Source organism: Nocardia sp. CWNU-33 (assembly GCF_046764895.1).
Taxonomy (GTDB): domain Bacteria; phylum Actinomycetota; class Actinomycetes; order Mycobacteriales; family Mycobacteriaceae; genus Nocardia.
Genome location: NZ_JBKOQN010000001.1, coordinates 24,438 through 43,609, shown reverse-complemented (window position 1 = coordinate 43,609; position 19,172 = coordinate 24,438). Strand labels below are relative to the sequence as shown.

Sequence of the window (19,172 nt, the reverse complement as noted above, 5' to 3'; positions counted from 1 at the left end):
GTATCCGCTGCATGTCTTCACCGGGGGCGCAGACCATCACCGTGCGCCATGATGGAACCGAACGGGTTTTCGATTCGAGCAATCCGATCACGATGGGCCGCGCGCCGGAAGTGACGCTGTTCGTCGACAGCCCGCTCGTCTCACGAGTGCACGCGACGCTGACCTGGCAGGGGAGTGCCTGGGTGCTGACCGACAACGGCAGCACGAACGGCGTTTTCGTGGATGCGCGCAGGCTCGGCCAGCCCGTTTCGATCGATCGGCCGACTCAGGTTCGGCTCGGTGATGCCATCAGCGGCCCACTGCTGCATCTGCTTCCTGCTGTTCCCTCGCCCCGACAGGCGCGCACCCACTTGGCGCCGCCGCCGGGCCACCACCACCAGCAGCAGCGGCAACCGCCGCAGTCGGGGCAGCTGCCGCCGTCCGCGCAGTTGCCGCAGTCGGGGCAGTTGCCACAGAACGTGCCGTCGCAGCAGCTCAATATCAATATGACGACCAGGGCCGACACCTCCTCACTGCCGCCGCTGCGGGCCAGACCGTCCACTTCGCAGATCGCCCGCGGCGACCGCCTGCCGCCCGGCGGCCTCGACATCGGCCGCACCACCGACAACCAGATCGTCGTCAACGACCCACTGGCCTCGCGCAAGCATGCCCGCCTCGTCGCAGCCAAGGAGGGGCTGACGATCGAGGACCTCGGTTCGGCGAACGGCACCTTCGTCAACGGCCGCCGCGAGCAGCGCACGGTACTGCGCGAGCGCGACATCATCACCATCGGCAATATCGACTTCGTCGTCCAGCAGGGCACTTTGGTGCATCGGCAGAAACCGGTCGCCGAGCAAGGTCTGCACGTGCACGGCGTCGGGTTCACCGTCGAGGGCAACAAGCAGCTGCTCGTCGATGTCAATATGCAGGCCGGGCGCGGCACGCTGACCGCACTGATCGGACCCTCCGGTGCGGGCAAGTCGACGCTGTCCAAGCTGATCGCGGGCACCACCAACCCCTCCGGCGGTGTGGTCACCTTCGAAGGGCGCAACCTGCACGCCGAGTACGAGGCATTGCGTTCCCGCATCGGCATGGTGCCGCAGGACGACGTGCTGCATCGGCAGCTCACTGTGCGTCAGGCGCTCGGTTATGCCGCGGAACTGCGCTTGCCGCCCGACAACAGCAAGGCCGATCGCCAGCAGGTGATCGACGGTGTGCTGAAAGAACTTTCGCTCACCGAGCACGCCGACACCAGGGTCGACCGGCTCTCCGGCGGTCAGCGCAAGCGTGCCTCGGTGGCGCTGGAGCTGCTGACCGGTCCGTCGCTGCTGATCCTGGACGAACCGACCTCGGGTCTCGACCCGGCCCTCGATCGCCAGGTGATGGTGATGCTGCGCGAGCTGGCCGACGCCGGTCGCGTTGTCATCGTGGTGACCCACTCGGTGGCCTGCCTCGACATGTGCGATCAGGTGCTGCTGCTCGCACCCGGCGGCAAGACGGCCTTCTGTGGCCACCCGGCCGGGGTCGGTGGCGCGCTCGGCACCAGCGACTGGGCGGAGATCTTCGCCAAGGTCGCCGCGAACCCGGACCAGGCGTTTGCCGCCTACCGTTCCAGACAGGCCGCTGTGCCGCCGCCACCGCCGCCCGCGCAGACCGGGCATGCGGGTAGCCCACCCCAATCCAGTGGTGGCAAACAGTTCTCCACCTTGGCGCGACGGCAGGTGCGCCTGATCTTCGCCGACCGCGGATATCTGGCGTTCCTGGTGATCCTGCCGTTCATTCTCGGTGTGCTGTCGCTGGTAGTGCCCGGCCAGAACGGCTTCCAACGTGGCGCGCTCGCGGCGCTGCCGGACGGCACCTTCGCCCCGACCGGAGGTAGCGAGACCCAGCAGCTGTTGGTGGTGCTCATCCTCGGTGCCTGCTTCATGGGTTCCACGCTCACCGTGCGCGACCTGGTCGGCGAGCGCACCATCTTCTTCCGGGAGCGTGCGGTCGGACTGAAGCCCTCCGCGTACCTGATGGCGAAGATCGCCGTTTTCAGCGTCACGGCGTTCCTGCAGTCGGCGGTGCTCGTCGGCATCACCCTCGCGGGTAAAAAGGCGCCCGCCGAGGGTTCGGTGATCGCCAACGGCAGCGTCGAGCTGTACATCGATATCTCGTTGACCGCGGTCTGCTGTGTGGTCTTCGGCCTGCTGCTCTCCAGCCTGGCCAGGTCGAACGAGCAGGTGATGCCGATGCTCGTGGTGATGATCATGGCCCAGCTCGTGATGGCGGGCGGCCTGATCCCGGTCACCGGCCGCGTGGTGCTGGAGCAGCTGTCGTGGCTTTTCCCGGCCCGCTGGGGATATGCCGCAGGGGCGTCGACGGTGAATGTTCGCGAGGTCTTCCTCAACGCGCAACCGGACACGCTCTGGCAGCACAAGTCCGACATCTGGGGACTGGACGTCGCGCTGCTCGTGGTGATCACGGTGATCCTGGCGATCTTCACCTGGCGCAGGCTGCGGCTGAAGAAGTCGGCGGCGTGAATCCCGCCGGTACCCGTGCCGGCGCCGACGCGCCGCGCATGTCGGACACGCACCAGGCACACTTATGCCTGTGACGGTGCGAGTAGGGGCGGTACATCTCGGTTGGGATGTGGTGTCCGTGGCTGCGGGCGGCGGTGGCACGCCGATCCGCCCGGTACAGGTGGAAGGTACGTATACGCCGCCCGCGTATCTGCTGGCGGATGCGTCGGGGCGGTTGCACACCGCCGGGGTGGAGCGGCAACGACCGGATCTGGGGATGGCCATCGCCGACGTGCGCGACATCCTCGGGCATCCGCAGATCCTGATCGCGGGCGCGACCTGGCCCGCGGAACTGGTGATGCGGGCTCGCATGTACAACCCGCTCGCGGCCGTCGGCAAATACCTGCGCGGTAAGCCCGACGTGGTGGCCCTGCCCTTCCCGGACAGCTGGCCCGACGAGAAGGTCGAGGTGTTCGCCGAACTGGTCGAACAGCTCGATGTCACCGTCGAGCCGCTGCCGGAGAGTGTCGCGCTGTCGGGGTACGTGCGTGCGCTGGGGCTGGTCCGCGCGCCCGACGAGCGCAACTCGCGTGGTATCGGCGCCACCGGCGTGTACTCCGACGGCAGGACCATGCTGGTTGTCGCGGTGCACGGCGACGACGAGCAGCCGACCGAATCGGTCGACGTCATGGTCAACGCGGAATCGATGCGTGATGCCCGCTCCGCGGACAACGTGGTGATCGAGGTGATGGCGGCGGCCCGCTCCATCGGCGCGGACACCTCGACGGTGCTGCTGTCGGGCAACGTGTGCTTCAACGACGCGCTGCGGCTGGCCTTCCAGAATCATCTCGGGCACCGGTTGCAGGTGGCCGATCATCCGATGCACGCGCTGGTGCTCGGCGCCGCGCACCTGTTGGCCACCGACAACGAAAACGGGGAGCCGGAATCGGCGGGCAGGCACGCGGAACCGGGGCCGCAACGGCAGGCCGGGCCGCAGCTGTCGGCGCCGCCTCCGGTGCAATCCGCGCAATATCAGACCGAAGCGGCTCAGCAGCATCAACGTCAGGCGGAGCCACCGCAGCGTCAGCCCGAATCGGCGCAGCGCCAGGGCGAGGCGATGCAGGGCAAACCCGACCAGTCGCAGCCCCGACGGGACGCGGTTGTGCAGTACGGAGCCGGATACCCGACCGCCGGGTCGCAGGACCCGAGCGAAGACGCGACCACCCGGGTCCCGCGCGAGGATGTTCCCCGCGGCCTGCCGCCGGGTTTGGCCGAGCTCGGCAGCCGTTTCACCAGGCCGCCCGGCCAGCAGCCCGACGAACAGCGCCCGCAGAGCGCGCCGCCCGCACCCGCGCCGCCGCCCAGTGCGGGATCAGGTGCCCAGGTGCCGCCGCTGGGTCCGCGTCACCCCTACGGGCCACCGCAGACCGGCCCGGAGCAGGTCCAGCACGGGCAGTGGCAGCCGCCACCGCCCGAATCGGACGACGACGGCAAAGCGCGCAAGGGCAAGCGGTGGAACAAGCTCAAGGACAACCTGTTCGGCGCGAACGTGGTGCTGGGTGCGGTGGCGTTGGCGGTCGTGGCCATGCCGTCCGACGGTGAGCAGGCCGGTCCGGTGCAGCTCGCGTCGGCTTCCTGCACGCTGACCCCGCAGATCACCAACGAGCACCGGCCGGGCGTCGCCTCGGCGCGCGGACACCAGGTCGGTGCGCTGGAGCGCGGTGGCGCGGAGGGCGACGCCGACGATCCGGACTGCGCACAACCGGGCATCGACACCCTGCGCTTCGTGGTGCCCGGCCCGCCGGGAGCCACCGACCCCGGTCCGCCCATCACGATCTGACCGGTTTCGGTTTGCGCTATCGCGGCTGGTATCGTGGCCCGTTGGTGTGTGGAATGTTCGTCGAGGTCCGGGTCTCCACCGGCCGCCGGAATCGCCTCGACCACACGCTTGGCCGGCAACACCGACTACAGACAGGGAAGCACTGTGCCTACGTACAGCCCCAAGGCTGGTGACGTGACCCGCAAGTGGTACGTCATCGATGCCACTGACGTAGTGCTCGGCCGTCTTTCGGTCCAGGCAGCGAATCTGCTGCGTGGCAAGACCAAGCCGACCTACGCTCCGAACTTCGACGGTGGCGACTTCGTCATCATCATCAACGCCGAGAAGGTTGCCATCAGCGGCAACAAGAAGGCGGACAAGCTGATCCACCACCACTCCGGGCACCCGGGCGGCCTCAAGTCGCGCACTGTCGGTCAGGTGTTGGACACCCGCCCCGACCGTCTCGTGGAGAAGGCCATCAAGGGCATGATCCCGAAGAACAAGCTCGGTGACGCCATCGCGAGCAAGCTGAAGGTCTACGCAGGCCCGACGCACCCGCATGCCGCTCAGCAGCCCATTCCGTTCGAGATCAAGCAGGTGGCCCAGTGACCGCGCCCGAGGAATACACCGAAGAATTCGTCGAGGAGACTGTTGCCGAAGACGGCAACGTCGAGGTCGTCGACGAGGAATACGGCTACGAGGCCGAGCCCGCCACCTTCGCCCCGATCGTGATCGACCGTCCGGTGCAGACCGTCGGCCGTCGCAAGGAGGCCGTGGTTCGCGTGCGTCTGGTGCCGGGTTCCGGCAACTTCGTGCTCAACGGCCGCACCATCGAGGATTACTTCCCGAACAAGGTGCACCAGCAGCTGGTCAAGTCGCCGCTGGTGACCGTCGAACGGGCGGAGTCCTTCGACATCTACGCTCGCCTCGTCGGCGGTGGCCCCTCGGGTCAGGCCGGTGCACTGCGTCTGGCGATCGCCCGCGCGCTGATCGAGGTCACCCCGGACGATCGTCCCGCCCTCAAGCGGGCCGGCTTCCTCACGCGTGACCCGCGTGCCGTCGAGCGCAAGAAGTATGGTCTGAAGAAGGCCCGTAAGGCGCCTCAGTACTCGAAGCGCTGATTTTGGCTACGTCGGCCGCCGTCTTCCGTCATCCTGGTCATGTCGGAGACGGTACGGTCGACGCGGCACCTGTGCGAGAGCAGGCTTCCAGCACGGCTGGGCGCCTGCTCTCGTGCTGTATCAACAACTTGCGGCGTTTGCGGGACCCGGCGTGGTGACACAGGCTACCGTCTCCGGGGCCCGTCGCGTACGCCGCGGAGCAACCGATGAGGGGCGAGGTATGGGACGTTTGTTCGGCACCGACGGAGTCCGCGGGCTCGCCAACGAGTCGTTGAGTCCGGAACTGGCACTGCAGATTTCCGGTGCGGCCGCGCAGATCCTGAGTCGCGGCAAGAAGCGTGCGCTCGCAGTGGTCGGCCGTGATCCGCGCGCCAGCGGCGAGATGCTGGAGGCCGCGGTGACCGCAGGCCTGACCGCCGCGGGCGTGAATGTGCTTGCGGTAGGTGTACTTCCGACGCCCGCCGTCGCTTATCTCACCGACCTGTACGACGCGTGCCTCGGCGTGATGATCTCCGCCTCGCACAATCCCATGCCGGACAACGGAATCAAGATCTTTGCCGCGGGCGGGCACAAGCTCGACGACGCGATCGAGGACCGGATCGAAGCGTTGATCGCCGAGGCGGCGCCGGTGCGCCCGATCGGCTCCGCTATCGGACGGGTACTCAACGCATCCGGCGCGCGCGATCACGGCCTGGTCATTCCCGATCAGTACAGCGTGGCGGGCACCCACGAGCGCTACGTCGAGCATCTGGTCGAGGCGACCGGTCAGGATCTGTCCGGGCTGACCGTAGTGGTGGACTGCGCCCACGGTGCGGCCTCCGAAGTGGGTCCGGCCGCCTACCGCGAGGCGGGGGCGACGGTGATCGCCATCAACGCCGAACCCGACGGCCTGAACATCAATGACGGTTGTGGATCGACGCACCTGGACCAGGTCAGCCGTGCGGTGCGTGAGCACGGCGCGGATCTCGGCATCGCGCACGACGGCGACGCGGACCGCACCCTGGCCGTCGATGCCGACGGCGCGATCGTCGACGGCGACGCCATCCTGGCGATTCTGGCCCTTGCCATGCACGAGGCGGGTGAGCTGGTCGAGGACACCCTCGTCGCCACCGTCATGAGCAACCTCGGTCTGCACATCGCCATGCGCGAGGCCGGAATCACCCTGCGCACCACCGCGGTAGGGGACCGCTACGTCTTGGAAGAATTGCGCCGCGGCGGGTTCAACCTCGGCGGCGAACAGTCCGGCCACGTGGTCTTCCCCGACTTCGGCACCACCGGCGACGGAATCCTCACCGGCCTGAAACTGATGGCGCGGATGGCACGGACCCGCCGCACTCTCGCCGACCTGGCATCGGTGATCCAGACGGTGCCGCAGGTTCTGATCAACGTCCCGGTCGCCGACAAGTCGGTCGTCGCCAACGCGGCCGAGGTCCGCGAGGCAGTGTTGGAGGCCGAGCGGGTTCTCGGCGACTCCGGGCGAGTCCTGTTGCGCCCCAGCGGAACCGAGTCACTCGTCCGGGTGATGGTCGAGGCCACCGATCCGGTCCGAGCCCAGCAGCTTGCCGACGATCTCGCGAAGCGAGTGGCGTCGGTCTGATCTCGGCCTGCGCCGCAGTGGGCGGTCGATTCCGCACCATCGCTTCCTCGGGCACCGATGCAGTCGGCAAGCCGTAATTCCTGCCGGTCAGTCCTCGGTGAGGCGGCCGTTGTCCATGCGCCAGCGGCGAGTGGAGTGGACCGAGTCCAGCATGCGACGGTCGTGGGTGACGAGCAGCATGGTGCCGGTGAAGGATTCGACAGCCTGCTCCAGTTGTTCGATGGCGGGCAGGTCGAGGTGGTTGGTCGGCTCGTCGAGGACGAGCAGGTTGACGCCGCGGGCTTGCAGCAGCGCCAGTGCGGCGCGCGTGCGTTCGCCAGGGGAGAGGGTTTCGCAGGCACGTGTCACATGCGCGCCGCGCAGGCCGAACTTGGCGAGCAGGGTGCGGACCTCCGCGTCCGGCCAGTCGGGCATCTCGATACCGAAAGTCTCTGCCAGCGGGGTGTTTCCGCGGAACAGGCCGCGCGCCTGGTCGACCTCGCCGATCTCGACACCGGACCCGAGTGCGGCAGTTCCGTTATCCGGCTGGATCTTTCCCAATAGCAGTGCGAGCAGCGTCGACTTGCCGGATCCGTTCGCACCGGTCAACACGATGCGATCGGCCCAATCCACCTGCGTGGTGATCGGACCCAGCGTGAAATCGCCGTGCGTGAGGGTCGCGTTCGACAGGGTGGCGACCACCGATCCGCTGCGCGGCGCCGCGGCGATCTCCATCCGCAGCTCCCATTCCTTGCGCGGCTCCTCCACCACGTCCAGTCGCTCGATGCGGCGCTGGGTTTGGCGGGCCTTGGCGGCCTGCTTCTCGGTGGATTCGGCGCGCATCTTGCGGCCCGCTTTGTCGGAGTCGACCTTCTTCGGGTCGCGTACCTTGCGGCGGGCGTTGCGGACGCCGTGCTCGAGCCAGTTGCGCTGCATCTGTGCCCGAGCCTCGAGACCGGACTTGGTGTCCGCGTAGTCGTCGTAGGCCTCGCGGGCGTGCTGGCGGGCGATCTCACGCTCCATCAGGTACGACTCGTAGCTGCCGTCGTAGATACCGACCTGCTGCTGCGCGAGATCGAGCTCGATGATCCGATTCACCGTGCGCGCCAAGAACTCCCGGTCGTGGCTGATCACCATCAGCGGTTCGCGGACGCCGGTCACGAACTGCTCCAGTCGCGCGAGTCCGTCCAGATCCAAGTCGTTGGTCGGTTCGTCGAGCAGCAGAATGTCGAAGCGGGACAACAACACCGAGGCGAGTCCGGCTCGCGCCGCCTGGCCGCCGGAGAGTCCGGTCATCGGGGTATCGAGGCCGCTCGCGAGGCTGTCGGCGAGGCCGAGGTCGGCAGCGACTTCTTCGGCGCGCTGATCGAGGTCAGCGCCGCCGAGCGCAAGCCACCGCTCCAAGGCCGGCGTGTAGTCGTCCGCACCGCCGTCGGCAAGACGCTCGGCGGCGGAATCCATCGCCTGCTGCGCCGCGGTGACTCCGGTGCGGCGGCCGAGGAATTCGAGCACGGTCTCGCCGGGGACGCGTTCGGGTTCCTGCGCCAAATATCCGATGGTGGCATCGGGCGGGCTCAGCGTGATGCTGCCGGTGGCGCTGGTCCGGTCGGCCAGCATGCGCAGCAGCGTCGACTTACCTGCGCCGTTCACCCCGACCAAACCGATCACGTCGCCGGGTGCCAGGGTGAGATCCAGGTCCTCGAACAGGGTGCGTTCGCCGTGGCCCGCGGACAGTCCGCGGGCATGCAGAGTGGTGCTCACCTGCATAGTCTGCCGTGCCCGCTTTTTCGGTCGGATCGGGGTTGGACCCTGAGGGTGGGCCGGGGAGAAATCAGGGTCGGGATCGGTCATGGGACCGATGTGCCGACGGGCGATTGCGCGGAAAGTGGAGAGTATCGAGATCGACACAAGAGAGAGAAGACCATGACCGCACCCGCTCGCCGCCTCACCCGCTCCACCACCGACAGCTGGATCGCCGGCGTCTGCGGTGGCATCGCCGAATACTTCGGCTGGAACGCCAATGTCGTCCGACTCCTTTTCGTGCTGTCCTGTCTGCTGCCCGGCCCGCAGTTCATCGTCTATCTGGTGCTGTGGCTGATCATCCCCAGGAAGTGACAATCCTCAACAAGTAGGGCGTCGGGGCTGCGACCGGGACTCGCGGATGACAGGATGGAGCGATACCCGCCATTCGGGTGAAATGCCGCACCATCACGCGAGTCTCGATGAGGAGGAGTCATGGTCACCTCGGGCGAATTCCCGGGCCTGGATCTACCGGGCGTCGACGCATCCTCCTCGCTGGAAGGACTTGGTCCGGTAGAGCTGCACCACCCCACCCAGGACATCGACGGTGACGGTGCTCTCGACACCGTCACCACCTCCGGTCCCGAAGCGATGCAGGTCTGGTCGGACTATGACCACGACGGCGTCGCCGATCAGGTCACCGTCGTCGAAAAAGACGGCGACTACGCGGCATGGGAGTTCCACCACAACCCCGATGGAACCTCGGGGTGGGTGCGCACCGATCACGGGAAGATCGGTCAGTAGAGCCGGAGCCGCTCGTTGTCCTGGCGATGGGGCAGATGCATACGGGGTTCGGCTGGTTGTAGGCGACCGCGCTTGCCAGTAGGTTTTGCTGGATGCGACCTCGTCTGGGTCGGGGGTGGACTGGATGGAACCGAACGTGGGCCGGACGCGTCGAAGGAAGTATGGCGGTACTGGCCGACCAGCGGTGGATCCAGCAGCGCGGTGTACGCGCAGCGAGATGGAGGGTGTAGATGAGCAGCACGCCGAGCCGAGCATCCATGCTCGGTGTCAGCACTGGCGAGTTGGGGAACTTGGCCAACGATATTCGGACATCGGCCGGCGTGGTGCAGACCCAATCGAAGCGCGTGACCGACCGAATGTTCGGTGTCGGTAACGACGAAGCCGGCCGAAACTATTCACAGGAGGGGATTGCCGTTCATGGGGGTTTCGAGAAGATCGGTAATTGGCTCAGGAACTGGTCCGAGGCGGCGACTGCAATTGCCGACTCCGTCGGTGCTGCGGTGGTTGTCTACTCGACCACGGTCGAAGAGCATGCGAAACAGATCGCTGCTGCAGACGACAAGAAATAGCACCCCGACGAACTCGGAATTGTGAGGGGCCGGCACTGTGGTATACGAATATGCTGGTAAGAAGATCGATGACATCCTGGACTATGGCGTTCACGGTCTGGAGTACTGGCGCAAGTTCCTTCCACTCTATGAAAAAGCGTTCAACAGCGGGCCTGGACAGTTCGGCGATCTGAACAAGCTGCAGGCAAAGTATGACGAGCAGCGTCGTATGGATCTTCCCAAGCTGGAAACCGCGGCGTGGGAATTGACCATGGCATTGAACGAGGCGGACGGACAGCGCAACGCCCAGCAAGGCCAACTCACGAGCATGACCGACATGTGGCAAGGCGAAGCGGCCACCGCGGCGACAACCATGATGGGCGACCAACTGAAGCTTGCGCTCGACGATATCAACAAGGCGCGAGTCGCTGCCGTTGCTATCGCGGCGATGGTGGAACCGTTGCGAAAGTCTGTCTACACGAAGGCCGACATTACGCTCGGGCTGCTTGAAAACGGGGCAAGTGGGATGCGTGAGATCAAGATTCGCGGTAAGACTCCCGAAGACATCGAATTGATGATAGATGTCCGCAGCGCTACCGAATGGATCAGTGATGATCAGATCCGAAAGTTGGGTAGGGTTTTCGAAGACCTCGACGTCCGAAGCGGTCAATTGAAGGATGAGAACTATATAAGCACAGGAATTGGGCTGAAGACTTGGGAGGCTTGTGATAACTGGATCAAGGATGTATTCAAGAAGGACGTAGAAGACAAGCTCGTCCGCTATAACGCAGCCTGCGAGACAACCGACAAGCTGTTCAAGGATCAGTATCAGATTGCCGTGAAGGCAATGAATCAAGTCGCCGAAGTTGCTTATCCGAGGCCTGCTGCTGCGCCTTCGGACAAGCCGAGTACCCCTGGTACGCCGGGCACTCCCGGTACGCCGGGCACTCCCGGTACGCCGGGCACTCCCGGTACGCCGGGCACTCCCGGTACGCCGGGCACTCCCGGTACGCCGGGCACTCCCGGTACGCCGGGCACCCCCGGTACGCCGGGCACTCCGACAACCCCTGCCAGCACCCCGACTTCTACGAATCCGACGTCGACCAACTCGCTACAAGGACTCGCTTCCCTCAGCCAGGTCGCCAGCACGCTGTCGCCGATCGCGACGCAGGTCGCCAGCGCGGTAAGTCAAGGACTGACCTCGCTGAGCGGCACCATCAAAGAGGGTCTCGACCAGGCGCTGCAGCAGATCGAGAAGACGATCGATCCGACCAAGGCTGAAGATAAGGACGGGGACGGGAAGCCCGACGAGAAGCCCGACGACAAGAAGGCCGGCAAACCAGCTGCCGAATTCGACCTGGCAGGCAAACACCTGAAGTTCGAGATGGGTCCGGACGGTCAATTGAAAGCGGTCGTGACCGACGCGGACGGGAAACCCCACGAGTACAGCGTGAAGCTGGACGAGAAGGGAAACCCGGTCATCTCCAGCGGGGAGCCCAAGGGAGAAGACGGGAAGCCGGCGTCACCGCCGGGGGACAACCCCGGCAGCCCTCCTGGCAACTCGGGCAGCCCCGGCGCTCCTGCCGGCCCCGCAGCTCCCGGAGGTGGTACACCGCCGGAGAACCCGAATCAGCCCGGTGTTCCGACCGGTGCGCCGCCACCGCGGCGGGAGGAAGACGGTGAGCACCGCCCGCCTCCTATGTCCGCGTCCGAAGGGCCGCAACCCCCATTCGACAGTGGTGCCGAACTGGCAGAGGCCGGGCCGCTGTGATGCCGGTCGAATGCACCGAAAATCTGTGATTACCAAGGAGGGTCGGGATGGTTGACTACGTTGCCGAGGTCGAGCGCCTTGCCGAGGAGAGCCTTCGACGGATGTCGGTGCTCCGAGAAGAACTCGAGGAGATCAAGCAGGAGACGGCTCGGCGGGACCAGGAATTCTCGGCGAACCTGGCCACCGAGATGAGTCAATTCTGGCAGGAGCACGCCGAAACCGAAGAGGCCGCTCGCGCCGAGGCCGAAGAGAAGGAACGTCTCGAGGCCGAAGCTCGGGAGCAGCGGGAGGCGATCGCGCGGTCGATCGCCGCTCGCAAAGCGCATGAACTCGTCACCCCCGTGGACGAGGATGACGATCCGGAGGGCGAGTACTACCGCCGCAAGAGCTGGCTGATCTGACCCACCGAGAGTTTCGGCTTCTTCTCCTCGTCCCGGGGGGCGTCGGGGTCGATGACTGTGGTGTGCGGGATTACCGCCTCGGGGTCGGCGAAGGGGGCGTAGGTCTTGTCGCCGAGGAGTTTGTGGAGCAGGTAGCCAGTGAGCAGGGCGCGGGTGGTGCGGGCGGTTTTCGATTCGTGCCTGCCCGCGCCGAGGGCGGCAAGGGCGCGGCGGCCTTCGATGATGCCGTTATGGGACGCGCCGTCGAGTTGGCGCAGGACAACGGGGCCGGCCCAGGCGGTGGCGAGAGGAATGGCATTGGAGCTGACGGAGTCGATGTCGGTGCCCGCGAGGATCAGGGCGGGGGTGTCGATGTCGGGGGCCAGGGTCTCGGCGGAGGGCGCGGTGGGCGCCGGATAGAGGGCGGTGACCGCGGCGACCTTACGCTGCGCGGCGGCGATGACCGCGGCGCCCGCGCCCATGGCATGACCGGCGAGGGCGAGCCGGTCGGGGTGCACGCTGATCGTGCCGTCACCGAGTCGGACACGAGTGCAGATGTCCAGCGTGGTGAGCAGATCGGTGGCCAAGCCCAGATGTGACGGAATCGGCCCGCGCTCGGTATCAGGAGCCGCCGCCACGAAACCCCAGGACGCGAGGTGCTCGAGCAGCCCGCGATAGTTCGAAGCGCTGGTCAGCCAGCTGTGGCCGAACGCGACAGCGGGCAGGCTCAGCCCCGATTCAGGCGTGTACACCACCCCGGGCTGGCCTGCGATGGCCAGATTGCCGCGCAGCACCCGATGCGGGCCTTTGCTGGTCAGGGTGCTCAGAAGTGATTTCACAGACGCCGACACGACGAGAACGTTATCCGATAAGTACTCTGGTGAGCCATGTGCGGAATCGTGGGGTACGTCGGGTACCGGGACGCCCTCGGCGTTGTCGTTGACGCGTTGCGCCGCATGGAATATCGCGGATACGACTCGGCGGGGGTCGCGATCCTCGGTGGGTCGGGCGCGATCGCGGTGGAACGCAAGGCGGGTCGCCTGGCGAATCTCGAGGCGGAACTGGCCGAGAACGGCGTGGCGCGCTTCGCGGGCACCGCCGGCATGGGCCACACCCGTTGGGCCACCCACGGCGCGCCTACCGACCGCAACGCGCACCCGCACCGTGACGACAGCGGCAAGGTCGCTGTGGTGCACAACGGCATCATCGAGAACTTTGCGCCGCTGCGTCGCGAGCTCGAGGAAGCAGGCGTCGAGCTGAGCAGCGACACCGACACCGAGGTCGCCGTGCACCTGGTCGCCCGCGCGTACGCCGCGGGCCCGACCGCAGGTGATTTCGTGGCGAGCGCGCTCGCGGTGCTGCGCCGGCTGGAGGGCGCGTTCACGCTGGTCTTCACCCACGCCGACCACCCGGACCGGATTATCGCCGCCCGCCGCTCCACCCCGCTGGTGGTGGGTGTCGGCCAGGGCGAGATGTTCGTCGCCTCCGATGTCACCGCGTTCATCGAGCACACTCGCGAAGCGGTCGAATTGGGTCAGGACCAGGCCGTGGTGATCACCGCCGATGGCTACCAGGTCACCGATTTCGACGGCAACGACGCGAACGGGCGCACCCGGCCGTTCACCATCGACTGGGATCTGGCCGCCGCGGAAAAGGGTGGCCACGACTACTTCATGCTCAAGGAGATCGAGGAGCAGCCCAGCGCCGTCGCGGACACCTTGATCGGGCATTTCACGCTCGACGAGACCGGTTCCGGCCGGATCGTGCTCGACGAGCAGCGCCTTGCGGATCAGGAACTGCGCGACTTCGACAAGGTCTTCGTCGTCGCCTGCGGCAGCTCCTACCATGCCGGCCTGCTGGCCAAGTATGCGATCGAGCACTGGACCCGGCTGCCCGTCGAAGTGGAGCTGGCCAGCGAATTCCGTTACCGCGACCCGGTTTTGGACCGGTCGACGTTGGTAGTGGCGATCTCGCAATCGGGGGAGACCGCCGACACGCTGGAGGCGGTGCGGCACGCGAAGGAGCAGAAGGCGCGGGTGCTCGCGATCTGCAATACCAACGGTGCGCAGATCCCCCGCGAGTCCGACGCGGTGCTCTACACCAGGACCGGCCCGGAGATCGGTGTCGCGTCCACGAAGGCGTTCCTGGCCCAGGTGGCCGCGAATTACCTGGTCGGGCTGGCTCTGGCGCAGGCGCGTGGCACCAAGTATCCGGACGAGGTGGCCCGCGAGTTCGCCGAGCTCGAGGCGATGCCGAAGCTGGTCGAGCGAGTGTTGGAGACGGGGCCGCAGGTCCGGGCGCTGGCCAGGCAGCTCGCGCACGTGCCGACGGTGCTTTTCCTCGGCCGCCACGTCGGTTACCCAGTGGCGCTGGAGGGTGCGCTCAAGCTGAAGGAATTGGCGTATATGCACGCCGAGGGCTTCGCCGCGGGCGAGCTCAAGCACGGCCCCATCGCGTTGATCGAGGACGGGCTGCCGGTGATCGTGGTGATGCCGTCCCCGAAGGGGCGCGCCGTGCTGCACTCCAAGTTGCTCAGCAATATTCGCGAGATTCAGGCCCGCGGTGCGCGCACCATCGTGATCGCGGAGGAAGGCGACGACACGGTCCGCCCGTTCGCCGACGATCTCATCGAGATCCCCTCGGCGCCAACGCTGTTCCAGCCGCTGCTCTCGACCGTCCCGCTGCAGATCTTCGCCGCCGAGATCGCCCAGGCACGCGGCTACGACGTCGACAAGCCCCGCAACCTCGCCAAGTCCGTCACCGTCGAATAGGCCACCGCCGCAGATCTTTTCGCAGATGAGTCCGGTGGCGATCGGGGATCGCCGCCGGAGCCGGGGAGATGGGTCAGGGGTGGCCGACGGGCACCAGTGCTTCGGCAGGCGGGGTGGATTCCCGGCGGCCGGCGGTGCGTTCCAGGCTGCCTGACAGCACGGCCAGTGCGAGTGCGCTGAGGGCGAGGATTACGCCGACCCAGTTGGGTGCGGTGTAGCCGAAGCCGGCCGCGATGACCAGGCCGCCGAGCCAGGCGGAGAGTGCGTTGCCGAGGTTGAAGGCGCCGATATTGACTGCGGAGGCCAGGGTCGGTGCGCCTGTGGCCTGGTCGAGCACACGTTTCTGGAGCGGCGGGACGGTCGCGAAGCCGAGGGCGCCGATCAGCACCACGGTGACGGCGGCGGCGGGCTTGCTGTGGGCGGTGAGGGCGAAGAGGGCGAGCACGGCCGCGAGGGAGCCGAGTGCGACATAGAGCATCGGCATCAGATGGCGGTCGGCGTAGCGGCCGCCGATCAGGTTGCCCGCGAACATGCCGATGCCGAAGAGCACGAGCAGCCAGGTGACGGAGGAATCCGCGTAGCCGGTCACCTCGGTCATCATCGGGGCGAGATAGGTGATCGCGGCGAAGACGCCGCCGAAGCCGAGCACCGTCATCGCCATCGCCAGCAGGACCTGTGGATTGCGGAACACGGCGAGCTCGTTGCGTAGCCGGGCGTCGTGCGGCGCCGGCTGCTCGGGAACCAGGGCGGCGACGCCGATCAGGCCGACCAGCCCGACCACTGCGACCACAAGGAAGGTGAGCCGCCACCCGAAATGCTGGCCGAGCAGGGTGCCCAGTGGCACCCCGATGACGGTGGCGACGGTGAGTCCGGTGAACATGGTGGCGATCGCGCCTGCCTTGCGGTCCGGGTTCACCAGACTTCCCGCGACGACCGCGCCGATGCCGAAGAAGGCGCCGTGTGCGAGCGAGGCGACGATCCGGCCGGTCATCATGAGGCCGAAAGTCGGTGCGGCTGCTGACAATACGTTGCCCGCGACCAGCAGTAGCAACATGCCCAGCAGCATGCGCTTGCGGGACACGCGGGTGCCGAGTCCGGTCATCAGTGGTGCGCCGACCACGACGCCGAGGGCATACCCGGTGACCAGCAGGCCCGCGGTCGGGATCGACACGGCGTAGGTGTCGGCGATGTCGGGGAGCAGCCCGACGATGACGAATTCGGTGGTGCCGATTCCGAATGCCCCGAGGGTCAGAGCCAGGAGTGCGAGTGGCATGGATGGTGCCTCCACTTGTTGTTGCGCCTGAGCTTTACAGGCGTCAACAATAGTTGCAGGCGCGCGTTAATTGCAAGCGCGGGCTATTGCGGAATTCGTCTATTCTGGAACTGCGACCACGACGCAGGAGGAACACCATGACCGCGGATGCCGCTCTGACCGGCCTGGCAGATGGCTGGTACGCACTGTCGCTGCTACACGATCGGATCGAGGCGCATATCGAGCGCGCCCTGCAAACCGGTCACAATCTGAGCGTGCGCGAGTTCTCACTGCTGGTCGTGCTCAGCCGTCAGCACGACGGGCCCGGTGGCCATCTGCGCATGAACCAAGTCGCCGACGCCGTCGTGCTCAGTCAGAGCGCGACCACCCGACTGGTGTCCCGGCTCGAAGATCGCGGCCTGCTCACGCGCTATCTGTGCGCCGACGACCGCCGCGGCATCTACACCGATGTCACGCCACCGGGCCAGGAACTACTCGAGCAGGCGCGCCCCACTCACGACGCGGCATTGTCGACCGCATTGGGTCAAGCCGCCGCCGACCCGGAGCTCGCACCACTGGTCGCCGCTGTGGAGGCTATGAACACCGCGTCGACAGTGGGCCGGACAGTCGGAGTGTCCAGGCCGGTGTGATCAGCAGCTTGCGCGCCGGGCTGCTCGCCGAGTTCCGAGCCGAGTTCGGTAGGCAGGGATGTCCGGCCTATCCGGCCGACCCTTCCTCATCGCCGTGCTCAGTTGGGGCAGTCGACATAGGCAGCCGGGCCTGCTTACTCCAAAAGCGTCGGCTGTGAGCGGTCTCGCGCTATTCGACGGTGACGCTGCCGCGCATCTGCGGGTGCAATGAGCAGAGATAGCGGTAGTTGCCCGGTGCGGTGAAGGTGTAGCTCCACTCGCCCTTGTCGAAGATGGGGCTGTTGAGGCCCATCGCCCGGTCGCCGATGCCCTGCACGTTGTGCGGCACGCTGTCGCTGAATTTCCAGGTCACCGTGTCACCGACCTTGACGGTGACCTCGGTGGGGGAGAACTTCATGTTGTCGGCATCGACGGTCACTGCGGCGGACTTCTTTTCGCCGGGCGCGGTGCTCGACGCGGCGGGCTTGGCCGACCTCGTTGTGGTCACCGCGGCGGATTTCGGTTCGTCCGAGCCGCAGCCGGACAGCAACATCGTCGCGGCCAGGCCGAGCCCGGCTACGACCTGAGTGGACCTCGCACGGCTGAGCATCGGCATGACGGCCAAGCGTAGTCTGCTGACGGTGCGGGCTTACGCAGTGCCTGTGCGGCCGAGCCTGATCAGCAGCAGTGCCCGAGCAACGCAGTGGAGGCGAGCATCCATGTTCACCCAGCGGGGATTCTTCACCGCCGACGAAGTGCGGGCGGCCGAAGCCGAACTGTTCACCCGAGTCCCGGACGGCGTACCGATGCAACGCGCCGCGCGCGGCCTGGCGACCGTTGTCGCGGGCGAGTTGCGGGCGCGGACCGGCGGGATCGCCGGGCGGTCGGTGACGCTGCTGGTCGGTTCCGGTGACAACGGCGGCGACGCGCTGTGGGCGGGCTCGATGCTGCGTCGTCGCGGAGTGGCCGTCACGGCCGTGTTGCTGAATCCCGAACGGGCACATGCCCGAGGGCTGGCTGCGCTTCGGAAGGCCGGCGGTCGGGTCCGCGACGCCGGTGGTGCGAGAACGTCGGCGTCGAGTCTGCGCGGCGACGTCGGCGCACCGGATCTGGTGATCGATGGCATTGTCGGGATCTCCGGACGTGGTCCGCTGCGTCCGAACGCCGCGGAACTCGTTGCCGCGCTCGACGCGCCGATGGTCGCCGCGGATCTGCCCAGTGGTGTCGACCCGGACACCGGTGCCGTCACCGGTCCCGCGGTCCGCGCGGATGTCACCGTCGCCTTCGGCGCGTACAAGCCGGTCCATGTGCTCGCCGCGCCGTACTGCGGGCGAATCGAACTGGTGCCCATCGGTTTACGGCTGCCCGAGCCGAACCTCGCGGCGCTGGATCCGGCGTCGGTCGGTGCGCTCTGGCCGGTACCGGGACCGCTCGACGACAAGTACACGCAGGGCGTCACGGGCGTCTGCGCGGGCAGCGGCACGTATCCGGGTGCGGCCGTGCTGTGCACCGGCGCGGCCATCGCCGCGACTTCGGGCATGGTCCGCTACGCCGGAACCGGCTCGGCCGATGTCCTCGCGCATTTCCCGGAAGTGGTTGCCGCCCAGAGCATCGCAGACACCGGTCGAGTCCAGTCCTGGGTGTTCGGCCCGGGCGCGGGCACCGACACGGACGCACACAAACGGCTCGCCGAAGTACTCGCGACCGACCTTCCTGTCGTCGTCGACGCCGACGGCCTCACCCTGCTCGCCGCCGATCCCGATCTGCTTCGCGGACGCTGCGCACCGACCGTATTGACTCCGCACGCCGGCGAATTCGCGCGTCTGACCGGACACGATGTGGGGCAGGACCGGCTCGCCGCAGTCCGCGAGCTGGCCGATTCCTGGCAGGTCACCGTCCTGCTGAAAGGCCGCGCTACCCTCGTCGCCGCCCCTGACGCACCAGTGCTCGTCAACGAGGCAGGCGGCTCATGGGCCGCAACTGCGGGCGCGGGCGACGTCCTCTCCGGCATCATCGGCGCCCTCCTCGCCGCGGGCCGAGACCCGGCCTGGTCCGCCGCGGCCGCCGCCCGCGCACACGCCCTGGCCGCCAACCTTGCTGCCCACGAAAACCACCTCGCCGGAGCTCCCACCTCGGCAACCCCACTTCTACAGCACGTTCGACCGGCCATCCGCACCCTCCGCGCCTTCGCCCTCGGCGAGTACTGACTGCTGCGGAAATCTCGCGGCCGCAGCAAGTTCGGCCGCACCCACACCCGCCGTGCGCTGTGCTCGTCGTG

At 67.1% G+C, this 19,172-nt stretch carries 17 protein-coding genes; 13 read left to right on the top strand and 4 right to left on the bottom strand.

From position 1 onward, the window contains the following. Positions 1-11: 11 nt before the first annotated feature. From ACLMAL_RS00210 to glmM, 5 genes are all read left to right on the top strand, one after another. A complete protein-coding gene (locus tag ACLMAL_RS00210) occupies positions 12-2,504 on the top strand; it encodes an FHA domain-containing protein (RefSeq protein ID WP_411997238.1) in 2,493 nt (830 codons plus the stop codon). A gap of 64 nt (positions 2,505-2,568) precedes the next feature. Next, positions 2,569-4,323, top strand: a complete 1,755-nt coding sequence (locus ACLMAL_RS00205) for a hypothetical protein (protein ID WP_411997237.1) — start codon at positions 2,569-2,571, stop codon at positions 4,321-4,323. A 144-nt stretch (positions 4,324-4,467) separates the two neighbouring features. Then, a complete protein-coding gene (gene rplM, locus ACLMAL_RS00200) occupies positions 4,468-4,911 on the top strand; it encodes a 50S ribosomal protein L13 (RefSeq protein ID WP_328409372.1) in 444 nt (147 codons plus the stop codon). Continuing rightward, positions 4,908-5,423 carry a 30S ribosomal protein S9 gene (rpsI, locus tag ACLMAL_RS00195; RefSeq protein WP_328409374.1) on the top strand — a complete coding sequence of 172 codons (516 nt, stop codon included), beginning with the start codon at positions 4,908-4,910 and terminating at the stop codon, positions 5,421-5,423. Before rplM ends, rpsI begins: the two co-directional genes overlap by 4 nt. Positions 5,424-5,643: 220 nt before the next feature. After that, the gene (glmM, locus tag ACLMAL_RS00190) at positions 5,644-7,020 is read left to right on the top strand and encodes a phosphoglucosamine mutase (RefSeq protein WP_411997236.1); all 1,377 of its coding nucleotides are present in this window, start codon (positions 5,644-5,646) and stop codon (positions 7,018-7,020) included. A gap of 87 nt (positions 7,021-7,107) precedes the next feature. Here the strand turns inward: glmM and ACLMAL_RS00185 are convergent, their stop codons facing one another. Then, positions 7,108-8,766 (bottom strand): ABC-F family ATP-binding cassette domain-containing protein, encoded by a 1,659-nt coding sequence (locus ACLMAL_RS00185; RefSeq protein WP_411997517.1) that lies wholly within the window; start codon positions 8,764-8,766, stop codon positions 7,108-7,110. 156 nt (positions 8,767-8,922) lie between these two features. Between ACLMAL_RS00185 and ACLMAL_RS00180 the strand changes: the two genes are divergently transcribed. The 5 genes from ACLMAL_RS00180 (at position 8,923) to ACLMAL_RS00160 (ending at position 12,263) form a co-directional block, all read left to right on the top strand. Continuing rightward, positions 8,923-9,114: a PspC domain-containing protein gene (locus ACLMAL_RS00180; protein WP_411997235.1), complete on the top strand. Its 192-nt coding sequence runs from the start codon at positions 8,923-8,925 to the stop codon at positions 9,112-9,114. A gap of 120 nt (positions 9,115-9,234) precedes the next feature. Beyond that, positions 9,235-9,543 carry a DUF6802 family protein gene (locus ACLMAL_RS00175; protein WP_406236461.1) on the top strand — a complete coding sequence of 103 codons (309 nt, stop codon included), beginning with the start codon at positions 9,235-9,237 and terminating at the stop codon, positions 9,541-9,543. Between the two features lie 230 nt (positions 9,544-9,773). Next, entirely contained in the window at positions 9,774-10,112 is a 339-nt protein-coding gene (locus tag ACLMAL_RS00170; RefSeq protein WP_406236463.1) for a hypothetical protein, read from the top strand. Between the two features lie 37 nt (positions 10,113-10,149). Continuing rightward, entirely contained in the window at positions 10,150-11,862 is a 1,713-nt protein-coding gene (locus ACLMAL_RS00165; protein WP_411997234.1) for a WXG100 family type VII secretion target, read from the top strand. 47 nt (positions 11,863-11,909) lie between these two features. Beyond that, positions 11,910-12,263: a hypothetical protein gene (locus ACLMAL_RS00160; protein WP_411997233.1), complete on the top strand. Its 354-nt coding sequence runs from the start codon at positions 11,910-11,912 to the stop codon at positions 12,261-12,263. Here the strand turns inward: ACLMAL_RS00160 and ACLMAL_RS00155 are convergent. Next, complete coding sequence (locus ACLMAL_RS00155; protein ID WP_411997232.1) at positions 12,236-13,093, bottom strand: dienelactone hydrolase family protein; 858 nt, start codon at positions 13,091-13,093, stop codon at positions 12,236-12,238. The two genes, ACLMAL_RS00160 and ACLMAL_RS00155, sit on opposite strands and share 28 nt — an antisense overlap. A gap of 36 nt (positions 13,094-13,129) precedes the next feature. Between ACLMAL_RS00155 and glmS the strand changes: the two genes are divergently transcribed. Continuing rightward, positions 13,130-15,013, top strand: coding sequence for a glutamine--fructose-6-phosphate transaminase (isomerizing) (glmS, locus tag ACLMAL_RS00150; protein WP_411997231.1), 1,884 nt, complete (start codon positions 13,130-13,132; stop codon positions 15,011-15,013). A gap of 73 nt (positions 15,014-15,086) precedes the next feature. Here glmS and ACLMAL_RS00145 read toward each other — a convergent pair whose 3' ends face one another. After that, positions 15,087-16,286, bottom strand: a complete 1,200-nt coding sequence (locus ACLMAL_RS00145) for an MFS transporter (RefSeq protein WP_411997230.1) — start codon at positions 16,284-16,286, stop codon at positions 15,087-15,089. Positions 16,287-16,423: 137 nt separating this feature from the next. On the opposite strand from ACLMAL_RS00145, the gene ACLMAL_RS00140 reads away from it, so the two are divergent. Next, positions 16,424-16,915, top strand: a complete 492-nt coding sequence (locus ACLMAL_RS00140; protein WP_328409395.1) for a MarR family winged helix-turn-helix transcriptional regulator — start codon at positions 16,424-16,426, stop codon at positions 16,913-16,915. Between the two features lie 169 nt (positions 16,916-17,084). On the opposite strand, the gene ACLMAL_RS00135 is transcribed toward ACLMAL_RS00140, so the two are convergent. Beyond that, on the bottom strand, positions 17,085-17,510 hold the full coding sequence (locus ACLMAL_RS00135) for a cupredoxin family copper-binding protein (RefSeq protein WP_411997229.1): 426 nt from the start codon (positions 17,508-17,510) through the stop codon (positions 17,085-17,087). A gap of 103 nt (positions 17,511-17,613) precedes the next feature. Here ACLMAL_RS00135 and ACLMAL_RS00130 point away from each other — a divergent pair, with 103 nt between their 5' ends. Further along, on the top strand, positions 17,614-19,101 hold the full coding sequence (locus tag ACLMAL_RS00130) for an NAD(P)H-hydrate dehydratase (protein WP_411997228.1): 1,488 nt from the start codon (positions 17,614-17,616) through the stop codon (positions 19,099-19,101). Positions 19,102-19,172: the final 71 nt, after the last annotated feature.